Below are 18,249 nucleotides of genomic sequence, written 5' to 3' on the forward strand. Positions count from 1 at the left end.
GGACGACCCGCGAGGAGCCCCCGACCCGCGGCGGGAAGGACCGGCAGACCTGCGGCTGGTGGCGCCCGCCCTGGCGGCATGGGGGGCGGCGGCAGTCGCCCTGGGCCTTCCCGGCCGGTGGGCGGTGACCGGCGTCGCCCTGTGCGGAGCGGGGGCGGTCGCCCTCCTGCTGGACGGGTGGCGGAGGCGTACGGCCCGGGCGTCCGCCGGGTGGCGGCGGCGGAACGCCACCGCGTACGCCGCCGTACTGCTGTGCGCCGCCGCCGGCGCGGCCTCGGCGGGGCTGCACGGGGCGGACCTGCGACGCGGACCGGTCCCCGCGCTGGCGGGGGAGCACGCGAGCGTCACCGCCGACGTGGCGGTCCGCTCCGACCCGCGGCCCACCGTGCACCGGGTGCGAGGTGACCGGACGGTGCCCGCCTCCGTCGTTCTGGACGCGGAAGTGACGCGGGTGACCGCACCGGACGGAACGACCACGCGGGTCCGCACACCGGTCCTCGTGATGGCACGGCCCGGGGAGGAGGGGCGGCACGGCGGCGCGTGGCTGAGGCTGCTGCCGTCCACCACGCTGCGGGTGACGGGCCGGCTCGCGCCCCCGCGTGACCCCGGCGACCCGTTCGCCGCCGTGCTGTACGCCGGTACGGGGCCGCCCCGCGTCACCGGCCCGCCGAGCGCCCTGCACCGAACGGCCGGACGGCTGCGCGCCGGCCTGCGCGAAGCCACCGACGGGCTGCCCGCGGACGCACGGGCGCTGCTGCCGGGACTCGTCGTCGGTGACACCTCGCGGATCCCCGAGGACCTGCGCAGAGCGTTCGAGGCAACGGACCTCACCCATCTCCTGGCCGTCTCCGGCAGCAACCTGACCATCGTCCTCCTGCTGCTCATCGGGCCCGCCGGCACGGCGTCGAGTGCCGAGCGGGGCGGCCTCGCCCCCCGGCTGGGCGTCCCGCTGCGGGGGACGGCGCTACTGGGCGGAGCGCTGACGCTGGCGTTCGTGGTGGTGTGCCGGCCCGAGCCGAGCGTGCTGCGCGCCGCCGCCTGCGGTCTGATCACCCTGCTCGCCATCGCCACCGGGCGGCGCCGGTCGCTGATCCCCGCCCTCGCCGGGGCCGTTCTGCTGCTGGTGCTGTACGAGCCGTGGCTGGCCCGCAGCCACGGGTTCCTGCTGTCCGTCCTGGCGACCGGCGCGCTCCTCACGATCGCCCCGCGCTGGAGTGCCGCCCTCCGGGCGCGCGGAACACCACCGCGCATCGCGGAGGCCCTGGCCGCGGCGGCGGCCGCACAGGCGGTGTGCGCACCGGTGGTGGCCGTCTTCGCGGCGCGGGTGAGCCTGGTGGCGATCCCCTGCAACCTGTTCGCCGAACTGGCGGTGGCGCCGGCCACCGTGCTCGGGTTCGCCGCGCTGGGGGCCGCCCCGCTCGCCATGCCGGCGGCCCGGCTGCTCGCCGAGTGCGCCGCCTGGCCCGCCGGGTGGGTGGCGTCCGTGGCGCGGACCGGGGCCTCCCTGCCCGGGGCGCAGGTGGACTGGCCGGGTGGCTGGCGGGGTGGGCTGCTGCTGGCCGCCGTGACGGCGGCGCTGCTGCTCGCGGTGGGTCGACTGCCGTACCGGCCGTGGGTGGCCGCCGGCTGCGTCGGGCTTCTGCTGCTCGCCGTCCTGCGGCCCGTGCCGCTGGTCCGCGTCGTCACCGGGTGGCCGCCGCCCGGATGGGTGTTCGCGATGTGCGACGTGGGCCAGGGCGACGCCTCGGTCCTGGCCGCGGGGGGCGGCACGGCCGTCGTGGTCGACGCGGGACCGGACCCCGAGCCGGTGGACCGGTGCCTGCGGGACCTGGGCGTCAGCCGTGTGCCGCTCGTGCTGCTCACCCACTTCCACGCCGACCACGTGACCGGGCTGCCGGGCGTACTGCGCGGCCGGTCCGTGGGGGGTGGTTCAGACGACGGGACTCCTCGACCCGCCGGGCCAAGCCGCGTTCGTCCGCCGCACGGCCGCCGCGGCACGCGTCCCCGTGGTCCACGCGGTACCGGGGGAGCGGCGCCGGACCGGGGCGCTCGACTGGCGGGTGCTGTGGCCCGCGCCGACCGCCGGGTTCGCCCCCGAGGGCCCCAACGACGCCAGTGTCACCCTGCTCGTCCGGACCCGCGGCGGAGTGACCCTGCTGCTCCTCGGCGATCTGGAGCCGCCGTCCCAGCGGAGCCTCTCCCGGGCACATCCCGCGCTGCCGGGGGTCGACGTCCTCAAGGTCGCGCACCACGGCTCGGCGCACCAGGACCCCGAACTGCTCGGCAGGACGCGTCCGCGGCTCGCACTGGTGTCGGCCGGGCGGGGCAATCCGTACGGGCACCCCTCGCCCCGCACGCTCGACGCCCTGCGGGATGCGGGCGCGGCCGTGCTGCGCACCGATCGGGACGGCGCCATCGCGGTGGTGGGCTCCGGTCGGGACCTGCGGGCGGTCACCCGCCACCGCCGCGGGCGCCCGCCGGGCCCGTCGCGCGGCCCCGGCGGGCTCACGCCAACCAGGTGCCGTCGCGCATCAGGAGCCGGTCGGGCAGTTCGGCCTCCTCGCGCCACGCCTTCACGGTCCGGGGCGTCACCCGCAGGTAGACCCAGGGCTCGCAATCGCGGGGGTCCCAGCCCAGCTTGGCCGCGAACGCGTCGGCCGAGGCCCTCGGCAGGTCGCATCCCTCGACCGCCTCCGCCATGCCGTCCACCAGCACCACGTCGCGGGTGTGCCCCAGGCCGAGCCGGACGCGGCCGCGCGGGGTGAGGTTCCGGGCGGTGGGGTTGGCCCGCCGCGTCGATATCAGGAAGGTGTCGTCGTCCCAGACGAATGACAGCGGCACGAGAAGGGGGGCGCCCGCGGCCGAGGCGGTCGCCGCCCACAGGTCGTGATCCTCCGCGAACCGCCTGAGGACGTCGTGCTTGCGCTGCTCCCGGTCGCGGACCGGTTGACGAACGATCATGCCCGCACCCTACGGACCGGCCCCGGGCGGCGCCTCGGTCCCCGGACGGAGGACCCGCGCACGAGGACCTGCCCGGAGGACCGTCGTGGGGAAAGGGGGCGGACAATGGTGCCGTGGACGCAGTGGACGAAGAGGACCGCACCGGCGACGTCAGGCACGTGCTGGTCCTACCCGACCGGGAGGCGGCCGAGGAGGCCGCCGAGGCGCTCGTCGACCGCTACGGGCTGGACGAGGAGCCGCAGCTGGTACGGGACGCCCTCGCCGGGGAGGACGACGCCGAGGACGCCCAGTGGCTCCTGGTGGTCGAGGACCCGGACGGCCGGTTGTCGGCGACGCGGATGGACGACTTCGCCGCCGAGTGGGAGGGCTGGCGCGAGGAGCCGTAGGCGGGCCGGTGGCACGGGCCGCGCGGCGGTGCCGACGGTTCGGCGGGTGTGGACGGCGGCCGGGCGGAGCGGCCGGGCGGGGGATGTCGGTGGGCCGTGGGATGCTGGTCGCGATGGCTGCCAAGAAGACGACCGACGACCCGCTCGCCCCCGTCACCCTCGCCGTGGGCCAGGAGGACCTGCTGCTGGACCGCGCCGTCCGGCAGGTGGTGGTGGCCGCGCGAGCCGCCGACTCCGACACGGACGTACGGGACCTGACCGCCGACCAGCTTCAGCCCGGCAGCCTGGCCGAACTGACCAGCCCGTCGCTCTTCGCCGAGCGCAGGGTCCTGATCGTGCGCAATGCCCAGGACCTGTCGGCGGACACGGCCAAGGACTTCAAGGCGTACATCGCCGCACCCGTGGAGGAGACCAGCCTCGTCCTCCTCCACCCGGGCGGTGCCAAGGGCAAGGGCCTGCTGGACGCGGCCCGTAAAGCGGGAGCGCGCGAGGTGGCGTGCCCCAAGACCACGAAACCGGCGGAGCGCCTGGCGTTCGTGCGGCAGGAGTTCCGGGAGCTGGGGCGGTCGGCCACGCCGGAGGCGTGCCAGGCGCTCGTCGACGCGATCGGCAGCGACCTGCGCGAGCTCTGCGGAGCGGTCTCGCAGCTCACGGCGGACGTCGAGGGCACGATCGACGAGTCCGTCGTCGGCCGTTACTACACGGGCCGGGCCGAGGCGTCCAGCTTCAACGTCGCCGACCGCGCGGTGGAGGGGCGGGCGGCCGAGGCCCTGGAGGCGTTGCGCTGGTCGCTCTCGACCGGGGTGGCGCCCGTGCTGATCACCAGCGCTCTGGCTCAGGGCGTGCGGGCCATCGGCAAGCTCTCCTCCGCGAGGGGCGGGAGGCCCGCCGACCTCGCCCGCGAACTGGGTATGCCGCCGTGGAAGATCGACCGCGTGCGACAGCAGATGCGCGGCTGGACACCCGATGGCGTGGCCGTGGCCCTGCGGGCCGTCGCCGAGGCCGACGCGGGGGTCAAGGGCGGCGGTGACGACCCCGGGTACGCCTTGGAGAAAGCGGTGGTGGCCGTCGCCCGGGCCGCCCGTTCCCGCCGCTGACCTCGACGCCCGAGGGCCCGGCGCCGGCGCCCTCGTGTGCTCGGCGCCTCGGGGCCGGCCCTGCGCCGTCGAGGACGCCGCAGCCGTGGTCACCGAACACCCGGGCCTTCGGGCAGCCGGAGTACTGGGCCTCCGGGTCAGCGGGTACATCGGGCCACGGGTGCCGGGCCGTCGACCACCCGGGCGGTCGGCCGCCGAGCCCCGGCGCCCGGCCACCGGGCACCCATACCGCCGGGCGCCACACACCTGTACCACCGAACACCCGGACCACCGAACACCCGGGCCGCTGGAGCACCGGGCACATCGGCCGCCGAACACCTGGGCCGCTGGAGCACCGGGCACATCGGTCGCCGAACACCCGGACCGCCGGGCCGCCGGCCGGTGGCCCGGCACGCCGGAGGCCCCGGACGCCCGTCTGGGGAAAGACGGGGCCGGGGCCTCCGGGATGTTCCTGGTGAGCCCGTACCCGCGTGGCGAACGCAGGCCGCGTACGGGCTCGGGGGTGCCGGGCGGGAGCGTGGTTGAGAGGGCCCGCTGTATCCCTGCCGGCGATCAAGTCGTCCGGTCCGTCACCCCGGGGCGCAGGCCCGTGGGGTTCCGGCCGGTTCCGGGGACGGCGTCCCCGGGACTACAGGAGCTCAGCCCTGCAGGGCGGCCAGCTTGGACGCCAGCGCCGACTTCTTGTTGGCGGCGGCGTTCTTGTGGATGACGCCCTTGGAGGCGGCCTTGTCCAGCTTGCGGGACGCCTCGCGAGCGGCCACGGAGGCCTTCTCGACGTCGCCGGAGGCGGCGGCCTCACGGGCCTTGCGGATCGCGGTCTTGAGCGACGACTTGACGGCCTTGTTGCGCAGGCGCGCCTTCTCGTTCGTCTTGTTCCGCTTGATCTGGGACTTGATGTTCGCCACGAAAGAGCCTTTTCAGGTTCGTAAGGATTCCTCGATGTGCGCCACGCTGCCGAAAGGGCCACGAGACACAGCTGCCCAGGCTACCAGCAGCGCTTCGAGCAGCCCAAACCGAGCGTCCGTCCCCGCCCGTGGGACCCCCGCCCCCGTCCGTGGGACCATGGAGCCTACGTATCGATACCGACGTCGACCCGAGCAGAGACACCGGCGTACGCCCGGGCGTCTCGAGAATCAGGACCCTGCGTGCCCGCGACCCCTACCCACGTGCCCGAGCCGAGCCGTACCGACCCGGCACTGATCCGCAACTTCTGCATCATCGCGCACATCGACCACGGCAAGTCCACCCTTGCCGACCGGATGCTCCAGCTGACCGGTGTGGTCGAGCAGCGGCAGATGCGCGCTCAGTACCTCGACCGCATGGACATCGAGCGCGAGCGCGGCATCACCATCAAGTCCCAGGCCGTTCGTCTGCCCTGGGCGCCCACCGAGGGCGAGCTGCAGGGCAGGACCCACATCCTCAACATGATCGACACCCCGGGCCACGTGGACTTCACGTACGAGGTGTCGCGCTCTCCTCGCCGCCTGCGAGGGCACGATCCTCCTCGTCGACGCGGCCCAGGGCATCGAGGCGCAGACCCTGGCCAACCTGTACCTGGCGATGGAGAACGACCTCGCCATCGTCCCGGTCCTCAACAAGATCGACCTCCCGGCCGCCCAGCCGGAGAAGTTCGCCGAGGAGCTGGCCAACCTGGTCGGCTGCGAGCCCGACGACGTGATGCGGGTCTCGGCCAAGACGGGCCTGGGCGTGGAGGCGCTCCTCGACCGCGTCGTCAGGGACGTCCCGGCCCCGGTCGGCGTCGCGGACGCCCCCGCCCGCGCGATGATCTTCGACTCGGTCTACGACTCGTACCGCGGCGTCGTCACCTACGTCCGCGTCGTCGACGGCCAGCTCAACAAGCGCGAGCGCATCCGCATGATGTCGACCGGCGCCACCCACGAGCTGCTGGAGATCGGCACCAACTCGCCGGAGATGCTCGCCGCCGACGGCCTCGGCGTGGGCGAGGTGGGCTACCTGATCACCGGCGTGAAGGACGTCCGCCAGTCGAAGGTCGGCGACACGATCACCAGCCAGGCCAAGGGCGCCCAGGAGGCCCTCGGCGGCTACAAGGACCCCAAGCCGATGGTGTTCTCCGGCCTCTACCCGCTGGACGGGTCGGACTACCCGGAGCTGCGCGACGCCCTGGACAAGCTCCAGCTCAACGACGCCGCCCTGGTGTACGAGCCGGAGACGTCCGCGGCACTCGGCTTCGGCTTCCGCGTGGGCTTCCTCGGGCTGCTCCACCTCGACGTGATCCGCGAGCGCCTGGAACGCGAGTTCGGCCTCGACCTGATCGCCACGGCGCCGAACGTGGTCTACCGGGTCGTCATGGAGGACGGCGCCGAGCACACCGTCACCAACCCGAGCGAGTTCCCCGAAGGCAAGATCGCCGAGGTGTACGAGCCGGTCGTCCGCGCCACGATCCTCGCGCCGTCCGAGTTCATCGGCTCGATCATGGAGCTGTGCCAGAACCGCCGCGGCACCCTCCTCGGCATGGACTACCTCTCCGAGGACCGCGTCGAGATCCGCTACACGCTGCCCCTCGCCGAGATCGTCTTCGACTTCTTCGACCAGCTGAAGTCGAAGACCCGCGGCTACGCGTCGCTGGACTACGAGCCCACCGGCGAGCAGAGCAGCTCCCTGGTCAAGGTCGACATCCTGCTCCACGGCGACAAGGTCGACGCCTTCTCCGCCATCACCCACAAGGACCAGGCGTACGCGTACGGCGTGCGGCTCGTCGCCAAGCTGAAGGAGCTCATCCCCCGGCAGGCGTTCGAGGTGCCGGTGCAGGCCGCCATCGGCTCCCGGGTCATCGCCCGCGAGACGATCCGCGCCATCCGCAAGGACGTCCTCGCCAAGTGCTACGGCGGTGACATCTCCCGCAAGCGCAAGCTGCTGGAGAAGCAGAAGGAGGGCAAGAAGCGGATGAAGATGGTGGGCTCCGTGGAGGTCCCGCAGGAGGCCTTCATCGCGGTGCTCTCCAGCGACGAGTCCGGGGGCAAGGCCAAGAAGTAGCCCCGCCCGTCCCGGCCGCCCGCCCCGGCGGCCGCGGCACGGAGGCGCCCGTCCGGACGACGAACGGGCGCCTCCGCCTTTTCACGAACGTCCCCCAGTCGTTATGAAGCGGGTATGAACCCCGGTCCACAGCCCCTTACGCAGCGGACGGCGGCGCTCTACCCTGATCCCGCTCGGTGGTTACTCGCGAGTTAAACAACCAGCCGTCGACCCGCTTTTCCCGCAGCAGCGAAGTGCCCGCGCGCCGCGCGGCATCTGCCAGGCCCGCCGGAGGACGCCCGTGAGCGACACACAGACCCAGATCGAGAACCGCCCGCCCTCCGTGGCGAGCCTCCTCCTCGAGCGGGTGGCGAAGACCCCGGACGCGGAGGCCTACCGCTACCCGGTCCCGTCCCCCGGCGGCCGGGGGCCCGAGGAGTGGAGGTCGCTCACCTGGCGCCAGGCCGCGGACCGCGTGTACGCGATCGCCGCCGGACTCGTCGACCTCGGCCTCCGGCCGGAGGAGCGCGTCGCCCTCGCCTCCGCCACACGGGTCGAGTGGATCCTGTGCGACCTGGGCGTCATGTGCGCCGGGGCGGCCACGACCACGGTCTACCCGCAGACCGACGCCGGGGAGGCCGCCTACATCCTCGCCGACTCCGGGAGCCGGGTCCTGATCGCCGAGGACGCCGCCCAGCTCGCGAAGGCCCGGGAGCGCCGCGCCGAGCTGCCGGAACTCCGCCACGTCGTGGTGATCGACGCCGCGGCGGCGGTGCCCGCCGACGGCGACCCGGAGGGCTGGGTGCTGTCCCTCGCGGATCTGGAGGAGCGCGGCAGGGCGTACCTGGGGGAACACCCCGAGGCGGTCCGGGAGCGGATCGAGGCGATCGCCGCCGACCAGCTCGCCACCCTCATCTACACCTCCGGCACCACGGGCCGCCCCAAGGGCGTGCGCCTCCCGCACGACAACTGGTCGTACATGGCGAAGGCCATCGCCGCGACCGGCCTGCTGCGCGACGACGACGTGCAGTACCTGTGGCTGCCGCTCGCCCACGTCTTCGGCAAGGTGCTGACCTCCGGGCAGATCGAGGTGGGCCACGTCACCGCCGTCGACGGCCGCATCGACAAGATCGTCGAGAACCTGCCGGTCGTCCGGCCGACGTACATGGCGGCCGTCCCGCGCATCTTCGAGAAGGTCTACAACGGCGTCGCCGCCAAGGCCCGGGCCGGCGGCCCCGTCAAGTACCGGATCTTCCAGTGGGCGGCCCGCGTCGCCCGCGACCACGCCAGGGCCGCCCAGGACGCCTTCCGCCGCACCGGGCAGGCGAGGGCACCCCTGGGCCTCAGGGTGCAGCACGCGATCGCGGACGTGCTCGTGTACTCCAAGCTCCGCGCCGCGTTCGGCGGGCGGCTGCGCGCGGCCGTGTCCGGCTCCGTCGCGCTCGCCCCGGAGATCGGCTACTTCTTCTCCGGCGCCGGCATCCACATCCTGGAGGGGTACGGCCTGACGGAGTCGTCCGCCGCCTCCTTCGTGAACCCGGGCGAGGCGTACCGCACCGGCACGGTCGGCAAGCCGCTGCCCGGCTGCGAGGTGCGCATCGCCGACGACGGCGAGATCCTGCTGCGCGGCCCCGGCATCATGGAGGGGTACCACAAGCTGCCCGACAAGACGGCCGAGGTGCTGGAGCCGGACGGCTGGTTCCACACCGGGGACATCGGCGAGCTGTCCGCCGACGGCTACCTGAAGATCACCGACCGGAAGAAGGACCTGTTCAAGACCTCCGGCGGCAAGTACATCGCGCCGACGGAGATCGAGGGCCGCTTCAAGGCGCTGTGCCCCTTCGTCTCCAACATCGTCGTGGTCGGCGCCGACCGGAACCACTGCAGCGCGCTGGTCGCGCTCGACGAGGCGGCGCTGCGGGGCTGGGCGGAGGAGCGCGGCCTCGGCGACCGGCCGTACGCCGAGCTGGTCGCGACGCCGCAGGTCCGGGAGATGGTCCAGGGGTACGTGGACCGGCTCAACGAGGGCCTCCAGCGCTGGCAGACGGTCAAGAAGTTCCGGCTGCTGCCGCGCGACCTCGACGTGGAGCACGGCGAGCTGACGCCCAGCCTGAAGCTGAAGCGGCCCGCGGTGGAGCGCGGGTACGGGGACCTCATCGAGGAGATGTACGAGGGCGCCCGCGAGGCCTGACCGCCGGCGGCCCCGCCCGCGCCGGCCGTCCGCCCGTCACCGCCGCGCCGCGCACCGCGGCGGTGACGGACAATGGACCCCATGCCTTCCGTACTGCCCGACGGCGAGCCCGTGCCCGAGGACGGGTCGCTGCCCCCGTCCGCCCTCGACGGGCGCGAGGAGCGGCCGCTCGGGTTCTACCTGCACGTGCCGTACTGCGCGACCCGCTGCGGCTACTGCGACTTCAACACCTACACCGCCACCGAGCTGCGCGGCTCCGGCGGGGTCCTCGCCTCCCGCGACAACTACGCGGCGACCCTCGCGGGCGAGGTCCGGCTCGCCCGCGAGGTCCTCGGCGACGACCCCCGCCCCGTGCGGACGGTCTTCGTCGGCGGCGGCACCCCCACGCTGCTCGCCGCGGAGGACCTCGTCCGCATGCTCGACGCCGTCCGGGACGAGTTCGGCCTCGCGGACGACGCGGAGGTCACCACGGAGGCCAACCCGGAGTCGGTCGACCCGGCGTACCTGGCCGCGCTCCGCGAGGGCGGCTTCAACCGGATCTCCTTCGGCATGCAGAGCGCCCGGCGGCACGTGCTGGAGGTCCTCGACCGCACCCACACGCCCGGCCGTCCCGAGGCGTGCGTCGCCGAGGCCCGCGCCGCCGGCTTCGACCACGTCAACCTCGACCTGATCTACGGCACCCCCGGTGAGAGCGACGACGACTGGCGGGCCTCCCTGGACGCCGCCGTCGGCGCCGGCCCCGACCACGTCTCCGCGTACGCCCTGATCGTCGAGGAGGGCACCGGGCTCGCCCGCCGCATCCGGCGCGGCGAGGTGCCGACGACCGACGACGACGTGCACGCCGACCGCTACCTCATCGCGGACTCCGTCCTGGCCGGGGCCGGATTCCACTGGTACGAGGTGTCGAACTGGGCCGCCTCCGAGGCGGGCCGCTGCCTCCACAACGAGCTGTACTGGCGCGGGGCCGACTGGTGGGGTGCCGGACCCGGCGCCCACAGCCACGTCGGCGGCGTCCGCTGGTGGAACGTGAAGCACCCCGGCGCCTACGCCGCCGCCCTCGCGGAGGGGCGCTCGCCGGGCGCCGGCCGGGAGGTCCTGACGGGGGAGGACCGCCGCGTGGAGCGCGTCCTGCTGGAGCTGCGGCTCCGCGAGGGCGTCCCCCTGTCGCTGCTGCGCGCGGCGGGGCGGGCCGCCGCCGGGCGCGCCGTGCGCGACGGGCTCCTCGACCCGGTCCCGTACGGCGCCGGGCGCGCCGTGCTCACCCTGCGCGGCCGGCTCCTCGCCGACGCGGTGGTGCGGGACCTGGTGGACTGAGGACGCCGGGCGCTACGGCGCCGTCACGAAGTCGATCAGCTCCTCGACCCGGCCCAGCAGCGCCGGCTCCAGGTCCCTGTACGACCGGACCCGGTCCAGGATCCGGCGCCAGGCGGCGCCGGTGTTCCCGGGCCAGCCCAGGGCCCGGCACACGCCCGTCTTCCAGTCCCGGCCGTGCGGCACGTCCGGCCAGGCCGGGATGCCCAGCGACGACGGCTTCACGGCCTGCCACACGTCGACGTAGGGGTGCCCCACCACCAGGACGTGCGGGTCGGTGACCGAGGCGGCGATCCGCGACTCCTTCGACCCCGGCACCAGATGGTCCACCAGCACCCCGAGCCGGGCGTCCGGGCCGGGCCGGAAGTCGCGGACGACCGCCGGCAGGTCGTCGACGCCCTCCAGGTACTCCACGACGACGCCCTCGATCCTCAGGTCGTCGCCCCACACCTTCTCCACCAGCTCCGCGTCGTGGCGGCCCTCCACGTAGATCCGCCCCGCCCGCGCCACCCGCGCCCGCGCGCCCGGCACGGCGACCGACCCGGACGCCGTGCGGGACGGCCGCGCCGGCGCGGGGGCGGCCGGGCGGACCAGCGTCACCGGGCGGCCCTCCAGCAGGAAGCCGCGCGGTACGAGCGGGAAGACCCGCCGCCTGCCGAACCGGTCCTCCAGCGTCACCGCGCCCGCCTCGCACCCCACCACCGCCCCGCAGAACCCGGTGCCGGCCTCCTCGACCACCAGGTCCGGCTCGGCGGGCACCTCGGGCACGGGGGACTGCTTCTTCCACCGGGGGGTCAGGTCGGGGTCGTAGGCGCGCATCCACCAGACGCTACGACACCGCGAACCGGCGGGCCAGCTCATCGCGTTGGGCGCGTACGAACGAGGCGTCCACCACCGCGCCGTGGCCCGGCACGTACGCCGCGCCCTCCCCGCCCAGCTCCAGCAGCCGGTCCAGCGCGGCCGGCCAGCGCGACGGGACCGCGTCCGGGCCCGCCTGGGGCTCACCCGACTCCTCCACCAGGTCCCCGCAGAACACCACCCCGTCCGACGCCCCGTTCACCGTGCCCGGCACCAGCAGCGCCAGGTCGTGGCCGGTGTGCCCGGGGCCGGTGTTCACCAGCAGCACCTGCCGGCCGCCCAGGTCGAGCGTCCACTCCCCGCACACCAGGTGGTGCGGGTGGACCAGGACGTCCGCGGCCTCGCCCGCCTCGTCCGCGGCGACGCCCTCCCGCACGGCCTCCGCCCGCAGCGCGTCCCGCTCCCGCACCAGCACCTCGTCGAGGCCCACGGCGCCGAACACCTGCGCGCCCGCGAAGGCGGCGGCACCCAGCACGTGGTCGAAGTGCGGGTGGCTCAGTGCGATGTGGGTCACGCGCCGCCCTCCCAGCAGCCCCTGGACCTGGGCCCGGACGGCGGCACCCTCCCGCAGCGTGGAACCCGCGTCGAACAACAGTGCGGCACCGTCCCCGACGACCAGCCCGACCGTGGCGTCCCATCCGGGGAGCCGCCTGCGGCCCACGCCGGCCGCCAGCCGCTCCCACCCGAACTCTTCCCAAGCGACGTCCATACCGCGACGCTAGCGGCAATGCCGGCGGCGGGCGCGCGGTACGGCGGCCGGCGCCGCCCCTACCGCGCCCACCACGTCGCCCTTGCCAGGCATCGACCCCGGCGCCGTACACTGGCCGCGGGGATGGTTGGCACTCGGGCATGGCGAGTGCCAGCAGACGTCAGCCGACCGGAGCGAGCTGGAGGTGCGCCGTGCTCAGTGAACGCAGACTCGAGGTGCTGCGCGCCATCGTCCAGGACTACGTCGGCACGGAGGAGCCCGTCGGTTCCAAGGCGCTCACCGAGCGCCACAACCTGGGCGTGTCTCCGGCCACCGTGCGCAACGACATGGCGGCGCTGGAGGAGGAGGGGTTCATCGCCCAGCCCCACACCAGCGCCGGACGCATCCCCACGGACAAGGGCTACCGCCTTTTCGTCGACAAGCTCGCCGGGGTCAAGCCGCTGTCGCCGCCGGAGCGCCGGGCCATCCAGAACTTCCTGGAGGGCGCGGTGGACCTGGACGACGTGGTGGGGCGCACGGTGCGCCTGCTCGCCCAGCTGACCCGCCAGGTCGCGGTCGTGCAGTACCCGTCGCTGACCCGGTCGACCGTGCGCCACGTCGAGCTGCTGTCACTGGCCCCGGCCCGGCTGATGCTCGTCCTGATCACGGACACCGGACGGGTGGAGCAGCGCATGGTCGACTGCCCCGCCCCGTTCGGCGAGACGTCCGTCGCCGACCTGCGCGCCCGGTTGAACAGCCAGGTGGCCGGCCGGCGCTTCACCGACGTGCCGCAGCTGGTGCAGGACCTTCCGGAGTCCTTCGAGCCGGAGGAGCGCGGGACCGTCTCCACGGTGCTCTCCACCCTGCTGGAGACGCTGGTGGAGGAGACCGAGGAGCGTCTGGTGATCGGCGGGACCGCCAACCTCACGCGCTTCGGACACGACTTCCCGCTCACCATCCGGCCCGTGCTGGAGGCGCTGGAGGAGCAGGTCGTGCTCCTCAAGCTGCTCGGCGAGGCGACGGATCCGGCCATGACCGTGCGCATCGGCCACGAGAACGCCCACGAAGGGCTGAACTCCACGTCCGTCGTCGCGGTCGGCTACGGTTCGGGCGACGAGGCGGTCGCCAAACTCGGCGTGGTCGGACCGACCCGCATGGACTACCCCGGAACGATGGGAGCGGTACGCGCAGTGGCACGTTACGTCGGACAGATCCTGGCGGAGTCGTAAGTGGCCACGGACTACTACGCCGTGCTCGGCGTGCGCCGCGACGCGTCCCAGGACGAGATCAAGAAGGCATTCCGCAGGCTCGCCCGCGAGCTGCACCCGGATGTCAACCCCGATCCCAAGACGCAGGAGCGGTTCAAGGAGATCAACGCCGCCTACGAGGTGCTGTCGGACCCGCAGAAGAAGCAGGTCTACGACCTCGGCGGCGACCCCCTGTCGTCGTCCGGCGGGGCCGGCGCGGGCGCGGGCTTCGGCGCGGGCGGCTTCGGCAACTTCTCCGACATCATGGACGCCTTCTTCGGCACGGCGTCCCAGCGCGGCCCGCGGTCGCGCACCCGCCGCGGCCAGGACGCGATGATCCGGCTGGAGGTCGAGCTCGACGAGGCGGCCTTCGGCACGACGAAGGACATCCAGGTCGACACGGCCGTCGTGTGCACCACCTGCTCCGGCGAGGGCGCCGCGCCGGGCACCTCGGCGCAGACCTGCGACATGTGCCGCGGCCGCGGCGAGGTGTCGCAGGTGACGCGGTCCTTCCTGGGCCAGGTCATGACCTCCCGGCCGTGCCCGCAGTGCCAGGGCTTCGGCACGGTCGTCCCGACGCCGTGCCCCGAGTGCGCGGGCGACGGCCGGGTGCGCTCCCGCCGGACGCTCACGGTCAAGATCCCGGCCGGCGTCGACAACGGCACCCGCATCCAGCTCGCCGGCGAGGGCGAGGTCGGTCCGGGCGGCGGTCCGGCGGGCGACCTGTACGTGGAGATCCACGAACTGCCGCACCCGGTGTTCCAGCGGCGCGGCGACGACCTGCACTGCACGGTGACGATCCCGATGACGGCGGGCGCGCTCGGCACGAAGGTGCCGCTGGAGACGCTCGACGGCCTGGAGGAGGTCGACATCCGGCCGGGTACGCAGTCGGGCCAGTCGATCCCGCTGCACGGCCGCGGCGTGACGCACCTGCGCGGCGGCGGCCGCGGCGACCTGGTCGTCCACGTCGAGGTCCAGACGCCCACGAAGCTGGACGCGGAGCAGGAGCGCCTGCTGCGCGACCTGGCGAAGCTGCGCGGCGAGGAGCGGCCGACCGGCCAGTTCGCCCCGGGCCAGCAGGGACTGTTCTCCCGGCTGAAGGACGCGTTCAACGGACGCTAGCGGGACCCCGGCGGCGTGCCGCCGGGACCGCGGAGCGCCGCCCGCGAGGCCGGTCCCGACCCGTGCCCGGGGTACGGCGCGGGGGCGTGACACCATGCGTGCATGTCCTCCGCGCTGACCGATCTCTGCCGCTACCCGATCGTGCAGGCCCCCATGGCCGGCGGCGCTTCCTGCCCGCAGCTCGCGGCCGCCGTGTCCGAGGCGGGCGGTCTCGGCTTCCTGGCGGCCGGGTACAAGACGGCCGACGGCATGTACCAGGAGATCCAGCGGGTCCGGGGCCTCACCGCCCGCCCCTTCGGCGTGAACCTCTTCATGCCGCAGCCCGGCCAGGCGGACCCCGCCGCCGTCGAGCTGTACCGCCAGCAGCTCGCCGGCGAGTCCGCCTGGTACGAGACGCCGCTCGGCGACCCGGAGGCCGGCCGGGAGGACGGCTACGACGCGAAGCTGGCGGTCCTCCTCGACGACCCGGTGCCGGTCGTGTCCTTCACCTTCGGCTGCCCCGCGCCCGACACGGTGGCGGCCCTCGCGGGCGCGGGCACCCGCACCGTCGTGACGGTCACCTGCCCCGACGAGGCGCGGGCCGCCGAGAGCGCCGGCGCCGACGCCGTGTGCGTGCAGGGCGTCGAGGCCGGCGGACACCGGGGCACGCACCGGGACGACCCGGAGACCGAGCGCTTCGGAACCGGGCTGCTGACGCTGATCGCCCAGGTTCGCGAGGCCGTACGGCTGCCGGTGCTCGCCGCGGGCGGCCTGATGCGCGGCGGGCAGATCGCCGCCGTCCTGGCGGCGGGGGCCGAGGCCGCGCAGCTCGGCACCGCCTTCCTGGTGTGCCCCGAGTCCGGCGCCGACCCCCTGCACAAACAGGCCGTGACGGATCCGCTGTTCACCCACACGGAGTTGACCCGCGCCTTCTCCGGCCGCCCCGCCCGGAGCCTGGTCAACCGGTTCGTGCGGGAGCACGGCCCGTACGCCCCGGCCGCCTACCCCGAGGTGCACCACCTGACCGGCGGGCTGCGCAGGGCCGCGGCCAGGGTGAAGGACCCGCAGGGCATGGCCCTGTGGGCCGGCCAGGGCCACCGCCTGGCCCGGGAGCTGCCCGCCGGTCGGCTCGTCGAAGTGCTCCACTGCGAACTCCGGTCGGCCCTCGCGGCGCCGGCCCTGAGAGGTGTCTCATGACCGCCCCCGTCTTCGTCGTCGAACGGGTCCCCACCGGGCCCGAGTACGTCCTGGAGGGCCCGGAGGGCCGGCACGCGGTGTCCGTGCGACGGCTCGGCCCCGGCGAGGACGTGGTCCTCACCGACGGGTGGGGCCGCTGGACCGGGGGCGTCGTCGGGGCCGCCGAGGGCAAGGACCGGCTCGTCGTCGTGGACCTGCACGAGATCCGGGAGGAACCGGAACCCGAGCCGCGCATCACCGTCGTCCAGGCCCTCCCCAAGGGCGACCGCGGCGAACTCGCCGTCGAGACGATGACGGAGACCGGCGTCGACGCGATCGTGCCCTGGCAGGCCGCCCGCTGCATCACCCGGTGGCGCGGCGACCGGGGCGCGAAGTCCCTGGCGAAGTGGCGGGCCACCGCCCGCGAGGCCGGCAAGCAGTCCCGCCGGGTCCGCTTCCCCGAGGTCGCCGCAGCCATGACCACCGGGCAGGTCGCCGGGCTGCTGGCCCAGGCCGACTTCGCGGCCGTGCTCCACGAGGAGGGCGCCACGCCGCTCGCCACCGCGCCGCTCCCCGCGACCGGCCGCATCGTCCTGGTCGTCGGCCCCGAGGGGGGCGTCGCCCCCGACGAACTCGCCGTGTTCGCGGAGGCCGGGGCCGGGCCGTACCGGCTCGGGCGGAGCGTCCTGCGGACCTCCACGGCCGGCACGGCCGCGACGGCGCTCCTCCTCGGGCGCACCGGACGGTGGTCCTGAGGGAGGCACCGGGCGGCGATAGGGTACGGACGTACCTGCCGTCCGAGTCGAGGGAGGGCCGCCGGCATGGCCGGAGAGCCGCGCAGCGACTGCCTGTTCTGCAAGATCGTGGTGGGGGAGGTGCCCGCGACCGTCGTCCGCGAGACGGAGACCACCGTCGCGTTCCGCGACATCAACCCCCAGGCACCCACCCACGTGCTGGTCATCCCCAAGGCCCACCACGCCGACGCCGCCGCGCTCGCCGCCGCCGCGCCGGAGGTCGCCGCCGACGTGCTGCGCGAGGCGGGCGAGGTCGCCGCGCAGGAGGGGACCGACGAGGCGGGCTACCGCATCGTCTTCAACACCGGCAGCGGAGCCGGCCAGACCGTCTTCCACGCCCACGCCCACGTCCTCGGCGGCCGCGGCCTCGAGTGGCCCCCCGGGTAGACCCGCGTGTCCGTACGAGAGCTCGTCGTCCTGGGCACCGCGAGCCAGGTGCCCACCCGCCACCGCAACCACAACGGCTACCTGCTCCGCTGGGACGGCGAGGGCATCCTCTTCGACCCGGGCGAGGGGACCCAGCGCCAGATGCTGCGCGCCGGGGTCGCCGCGCACGACGTCGACCGGATCTGCGTCACCCACTTCCACGGCGACCACTCCCTGGGCCTCGCCGGGGTTATCCAGCGCATCAACCTGGACCAGGTCCCGCACCCCGTCACCGCCCACTACCCGGCCTCCGGGCAGCGGTTCTTCGAGCGGCTGCGGTACGCCACCGCCTACCGCGAGCGCGCCTCCCTCGTGGAGGCGCCCGTCGCCTCCGACGGGCCGGTCGCCGAGACCCCCGGCTACACGCTGGAGGCACGCCGCCTCTCCCACCCGGTCGAGTCGTTCGGGTACCGGCTGACGGAGCCGGACGGGCGCCGCATGCTGCCCGAACGGCTCGCCGCGCACGGCGTCGGGGGCCCCGACGTGGGCCTCCTCCAGCGGGAGGGGACCCTGCGCGGGGTCCGGCTGGAGGACGTCAGCGAGGTGCGGCCCGGCCAGCGCTTCGCCTTCGTCATGGACACCCGCCTGTGCGACGGCGTCCACGCGCTCGCCGAGGGCTGCGACCTGCTCGTCATCGAGTCGACGTTCCTCGACGAGGACACCGCCCTCGCCGTCGAGCACGGCCACCTCACCGCGGGGCAGGCCGCCGCGGTCGCCCGCGACGCGGGCGTCCGGCACCTCGTCCTCACCCACTTCTCGCAGCGCTACGGCGACCCGTCCGCGTTCGAGAGGCAGGCCCGCGCGGCCGGGTTCGACGGCGAGCTGACCATCGCCCGGGACCTCGTCCGCGTCCCCCTTCCCAAGCGCTCCTAGCGCTCCGCCCGGAACGCCCCGGCACCGCCCGCCGCGGACCCGCCGGCCCGCGGCGCTCCCGGCCGGCCCGCCCGGGGGCCGCGGGGGGCCGCGGAAAAGCCTCCCGGGTCGCGAGCCGCACGCCGTACCCTGGAAGACCAGAGGTT

At 74.6% G+C, this 18,249-nt stretch carries 15 protein-coding genes and 1 pseudogene; 12 read left to right on the top strand and 4 right to left on the bottom strand.

All coding sequences use genetic code 11. From position 1 onward, the window contains the following. Positions 1-58 precede the first annotated feature (58 nt). Entirely contained in the window at positions 59-2,602 is a 2,544-nt protein-coding gene (locus LUW75_RS17285) for a ComEC/Rec2 family competence protein (protein ID WP_250336413.1), read from the top strand. Here LUW75_RS17285 and LUW75_RS17290 read toward each other — a convergent pair. Then, entirely contained in the window at positions 2,506-2,961 is a 456-nt protein-coding gene (locus LUW75_RS17290) for a pyridoxamine 5'-phosphate oxidase family protein (protein ID WP_250336414.1), read from the bottom strand. The two genes, LUW75_RS17285 and LUW75_RS17290, sit on opposite strands and share 97 nt — an antisense overlap. 113 nt (positions 2,962-3,074) lie before the next feature. Here LUW75_RS17290 and LUW75_RS17295 point away from each other — a divergent pair, with 113 nt between their 5' ends. Both LUW75_RS17295 and holA read left to right on the top strand, forming a co-directional pair. Next, a complete protein-coding gene (locus LUW75_RS17295; RefSeq protein WP_250336415.1) occupies positions 3,075-3,347 on the top strand; it encodes a hypothetical protein in 273 nt (90 codons plus the stop codon). Between the two features lie 113 nt (positions 3,348-3,460). Beyond that, the gene (gene holA, locus LUW75_RS17300; protein WP_250336416.1) at positions 3,461-4,444 is read left to right on the top strand and encodes a DNA polymerase III subunit delta; all 984 of its coding nucleotides are present in this window, start codon (positions 3,461-3,463) and stop codon (positions 4,442-4,444) included. Between the two features lie 638 nt (positions 4,445-5,082). Here the strand turns inward: holA and rpsT are convergent. Next, complete coding sequence (gene rpsT / locus LUW75_RS17305; protein WP_250336417.1) at positions 5,083-5,349, bottom strand: 30S ribosomal protein S20; 267 nt, start codon at positions 5,347-5,349, stop codon at positions 5,083-5,085. Between the two features lie 240 nt (positions 5,350-5,589). Here rpsT and lepA point away from each other — a divergent pair. The 3 genes and pseudogenes from lepA to hemW all read left to right on the top strand — a co-directional run bounded on the left by lepA (position 5,590) and on the right by hemW (position 10,943). Next, positions 5,590-7,459, top strand: a pseudogene (gene lepA, locus LUW75_RS17310) (translation elongation factor 4). Between the two features lie 280 nt (positions 7,460-7,739). Further along, on the top strand, positions 7,740-9,629 hold the full coding sequence (locus tag LUW75_RS17315; RefSeq protein ID WP_250336418.1) for an AMP-dependent synthetase/ligase: 1,890 nt from the start codon (positions 7,740-7,742) through the stop codon (positions 9,627-9,629). Between the two features lie 81 nt (positions 9,630-9,710). Then, a complete protein-coding gene (gene hemW / locus LUW75_RS17320) occupies positions 9,711-10,943 on the top strand; it encodes a radical SAM family heme chaperone HemW (RefSeq protein ID WP_250336419.1) in 1,233 nt (410 codons plus the stop codon). Positions 10,944-10,955: 12 nt separating this feature from the next. Here hemW and LUW75_RS17325 read toward each other — a convergent pair whose 3' ends face one another. Both LUW75_RS17325 and LUW75_RS17330 read right to left on the bottom strand, forming a co-directional pair. Next, positions 10,956-11,759, bottom strand: coding sequence for a DUF3097 domain-containing protein (locus LUW75_RS17325; RefSeq protein ID WP_250336420.1), 804 nt, complete (start codon positions 11,757-11,759; stop codon positions 10,956-10,958). A gap of 10 nt (positions 11,760-11,769) precedes the next feature. Beyond that, on the bottom strand, positions 11,770-12,507 hold the full coding sequence (locus LUW75_RS17330; RefSeq protein ID WP_250336421.1) for an MBL fold metallo-hydrolase: 738 nt from the start codon (positions 12,505-12,507) through the stop codon (positions 11,770-11,772). 191 nt (positions 12,508-12,698) lie between these two features. Here LUW75_RS17330 and hrcA point away from each other — a divergent pair, with 191 nt between their 5' ends. The 6 genes from hrcA to LUW75_RS17360 all read left to right on the top strand — a co-directional run bounded on the left by hrcA (position 12,699) and on the right by LUW75_RS17360 (position 18,103). Continuing rightward, a complete protein-coding gene (gene hrcA / locus LUW75_RS17335; RefSeq protein WP_250336422.1) occupies positions 12,699-13,715 on the top strand; it encodes a heat-inducible transcriptional repressor HrcA in 1,017 nt (338 codons plus the stop codon). Then, positions 13,716-14,855 carry a molecular chaperone DnaJ gene (gene dnaJ / locus LUW75_RS17340; protein WP_250336423.1) on the top strand — a complete coding sequence of 380 codons (1,140 nt, stop codon included), beginning with the start codon at positions 13,716-13,718 and terminating at the stop codon, positions 14,853-14,855. It begins immediately after the preceding gene. 102 nt (positions 14,856-14,957) lie between these two features. Beyond that, the gene (locus LUW75_RS17345) at positions 14,958-16,031 is read left to right on the top strand and encodes a nitronate monooxygenase (protein WP_250336424.1); all 1,074 of its coding nucleotides are present in this window, start codon (positions 14,958-14,960) and stop codon (positions 16,029-16,031) included. After that, a complete protein-coding gene (locus LUW75_RS17350) occupies positions 16,028-16,765 on the top strand; it encodes a 16S rRNA (uracil(1498)-N(3))-methyltransferase (protein WP_250336425.1) in 738 nt (245 codons plus the stop codon). The genes LUW75_RS17345 and LUW75_RS17350 overlap by 4 nt, the downstream gene beginning before the upstream one ends. A 66-nt stretch (positions 16,766-16,831) precedes the next feature. Further along, on the top strand, positions 16,832-17,191 hold the full coding sequence (locus tag LUW75_RS17355) for a histidine triad nucleotide-binding protein (protein ID WP_250336426.1): 360 nt from the start codon (positions 16,832-16,834) through the stop codon (positions 17,189-17,191). A gap of 6 nt (positions 17,192-17,197) precedes the next feature. Beyond that, a complete protein-coding gene (locus LUW75_RS17360) occupies positions 17,198-18,103 on the top strand; it encodes a ribonuclease Z (RefSeq protein WP_250336427.1) in 906 nt (301 codons plus the stop codon). Positions 18,104-18,249 lie beyond the last annotated feature (146 nt).

The sequence above is a fragment of the Streptomyces sp. MRC013 genome, from assembly GCF_023614235.1.
In the GTDB taxonomy this organism is placed as follows: domain Bacteria; phylum Actinomycetota; class Actinomycetes; order Streptomycetales; family Streptomycetaceae; genus Streptomyces.

What these genes read in the sequence shown, in the direction of transcription:
- LUW75_RS17330 (WP_250336421.1), bottom strand. Translation starts at nt 12,507, where the DNA reads ATGGACGTCGCTTGGGAAGAGTTCGGGTGGGAGCGGCTGGCGGCCGGC.
- holA (WP_250336416.1), top strand. Translation starts at nt 3,461, where the DNA reads ATGGCTGCCAAGAAGACGACCGACGACCCGCTCGCCCCCGTCACCCTC.
- LUW75_RS17325 (WP_250336420.1), bottom strand. Translation starts at nt 11,759, where the DNA reads ATGCGCGCCTACGACCCCGACCTGACCCCCCGGTGGAAGAAGCAGTCC.
- LUW75_RS17350 (WP_250336425.1), top strand. Translation starts at nt 16,028, where the DNA reads ATGACCGCCCCCGTCTTCGTCGTCGAACGGGTCCCCACCGGGCCCGAG.
- LUW75_RS17345 (WP_250336424.1), top strand. Translation starts at nt 14,958, where the DNA reads ATGTCCTCCGCGCTGACCGATCTCTGCCGCTACCCGATCGTGCAGGCC.
- hemW (WP_250336419.1), top strand. Translation starts at nt 9,711, where the DNA reads ATGCCTTCCGTACTGCCCGACGGCGAGCCCGTGCCCGAGGACGGGTCG.
- LUW75_RS17355 (WP_250336426.1), top strand. Translation starts at nt 16,832, where the DNA reads ATGGCCGGAGAGCCGCGCAGCGACTGCCTGTTCTGCAAGATCGTGGTG.
- LUW75_RS17290 (WP_250336414.1), bottom strand. Translation starts at nt 2,961, where the DNA reads ATGATCGTTCGTCAACCGGTCCGCGACCGGGAGCAGCGCAAGCACGAC.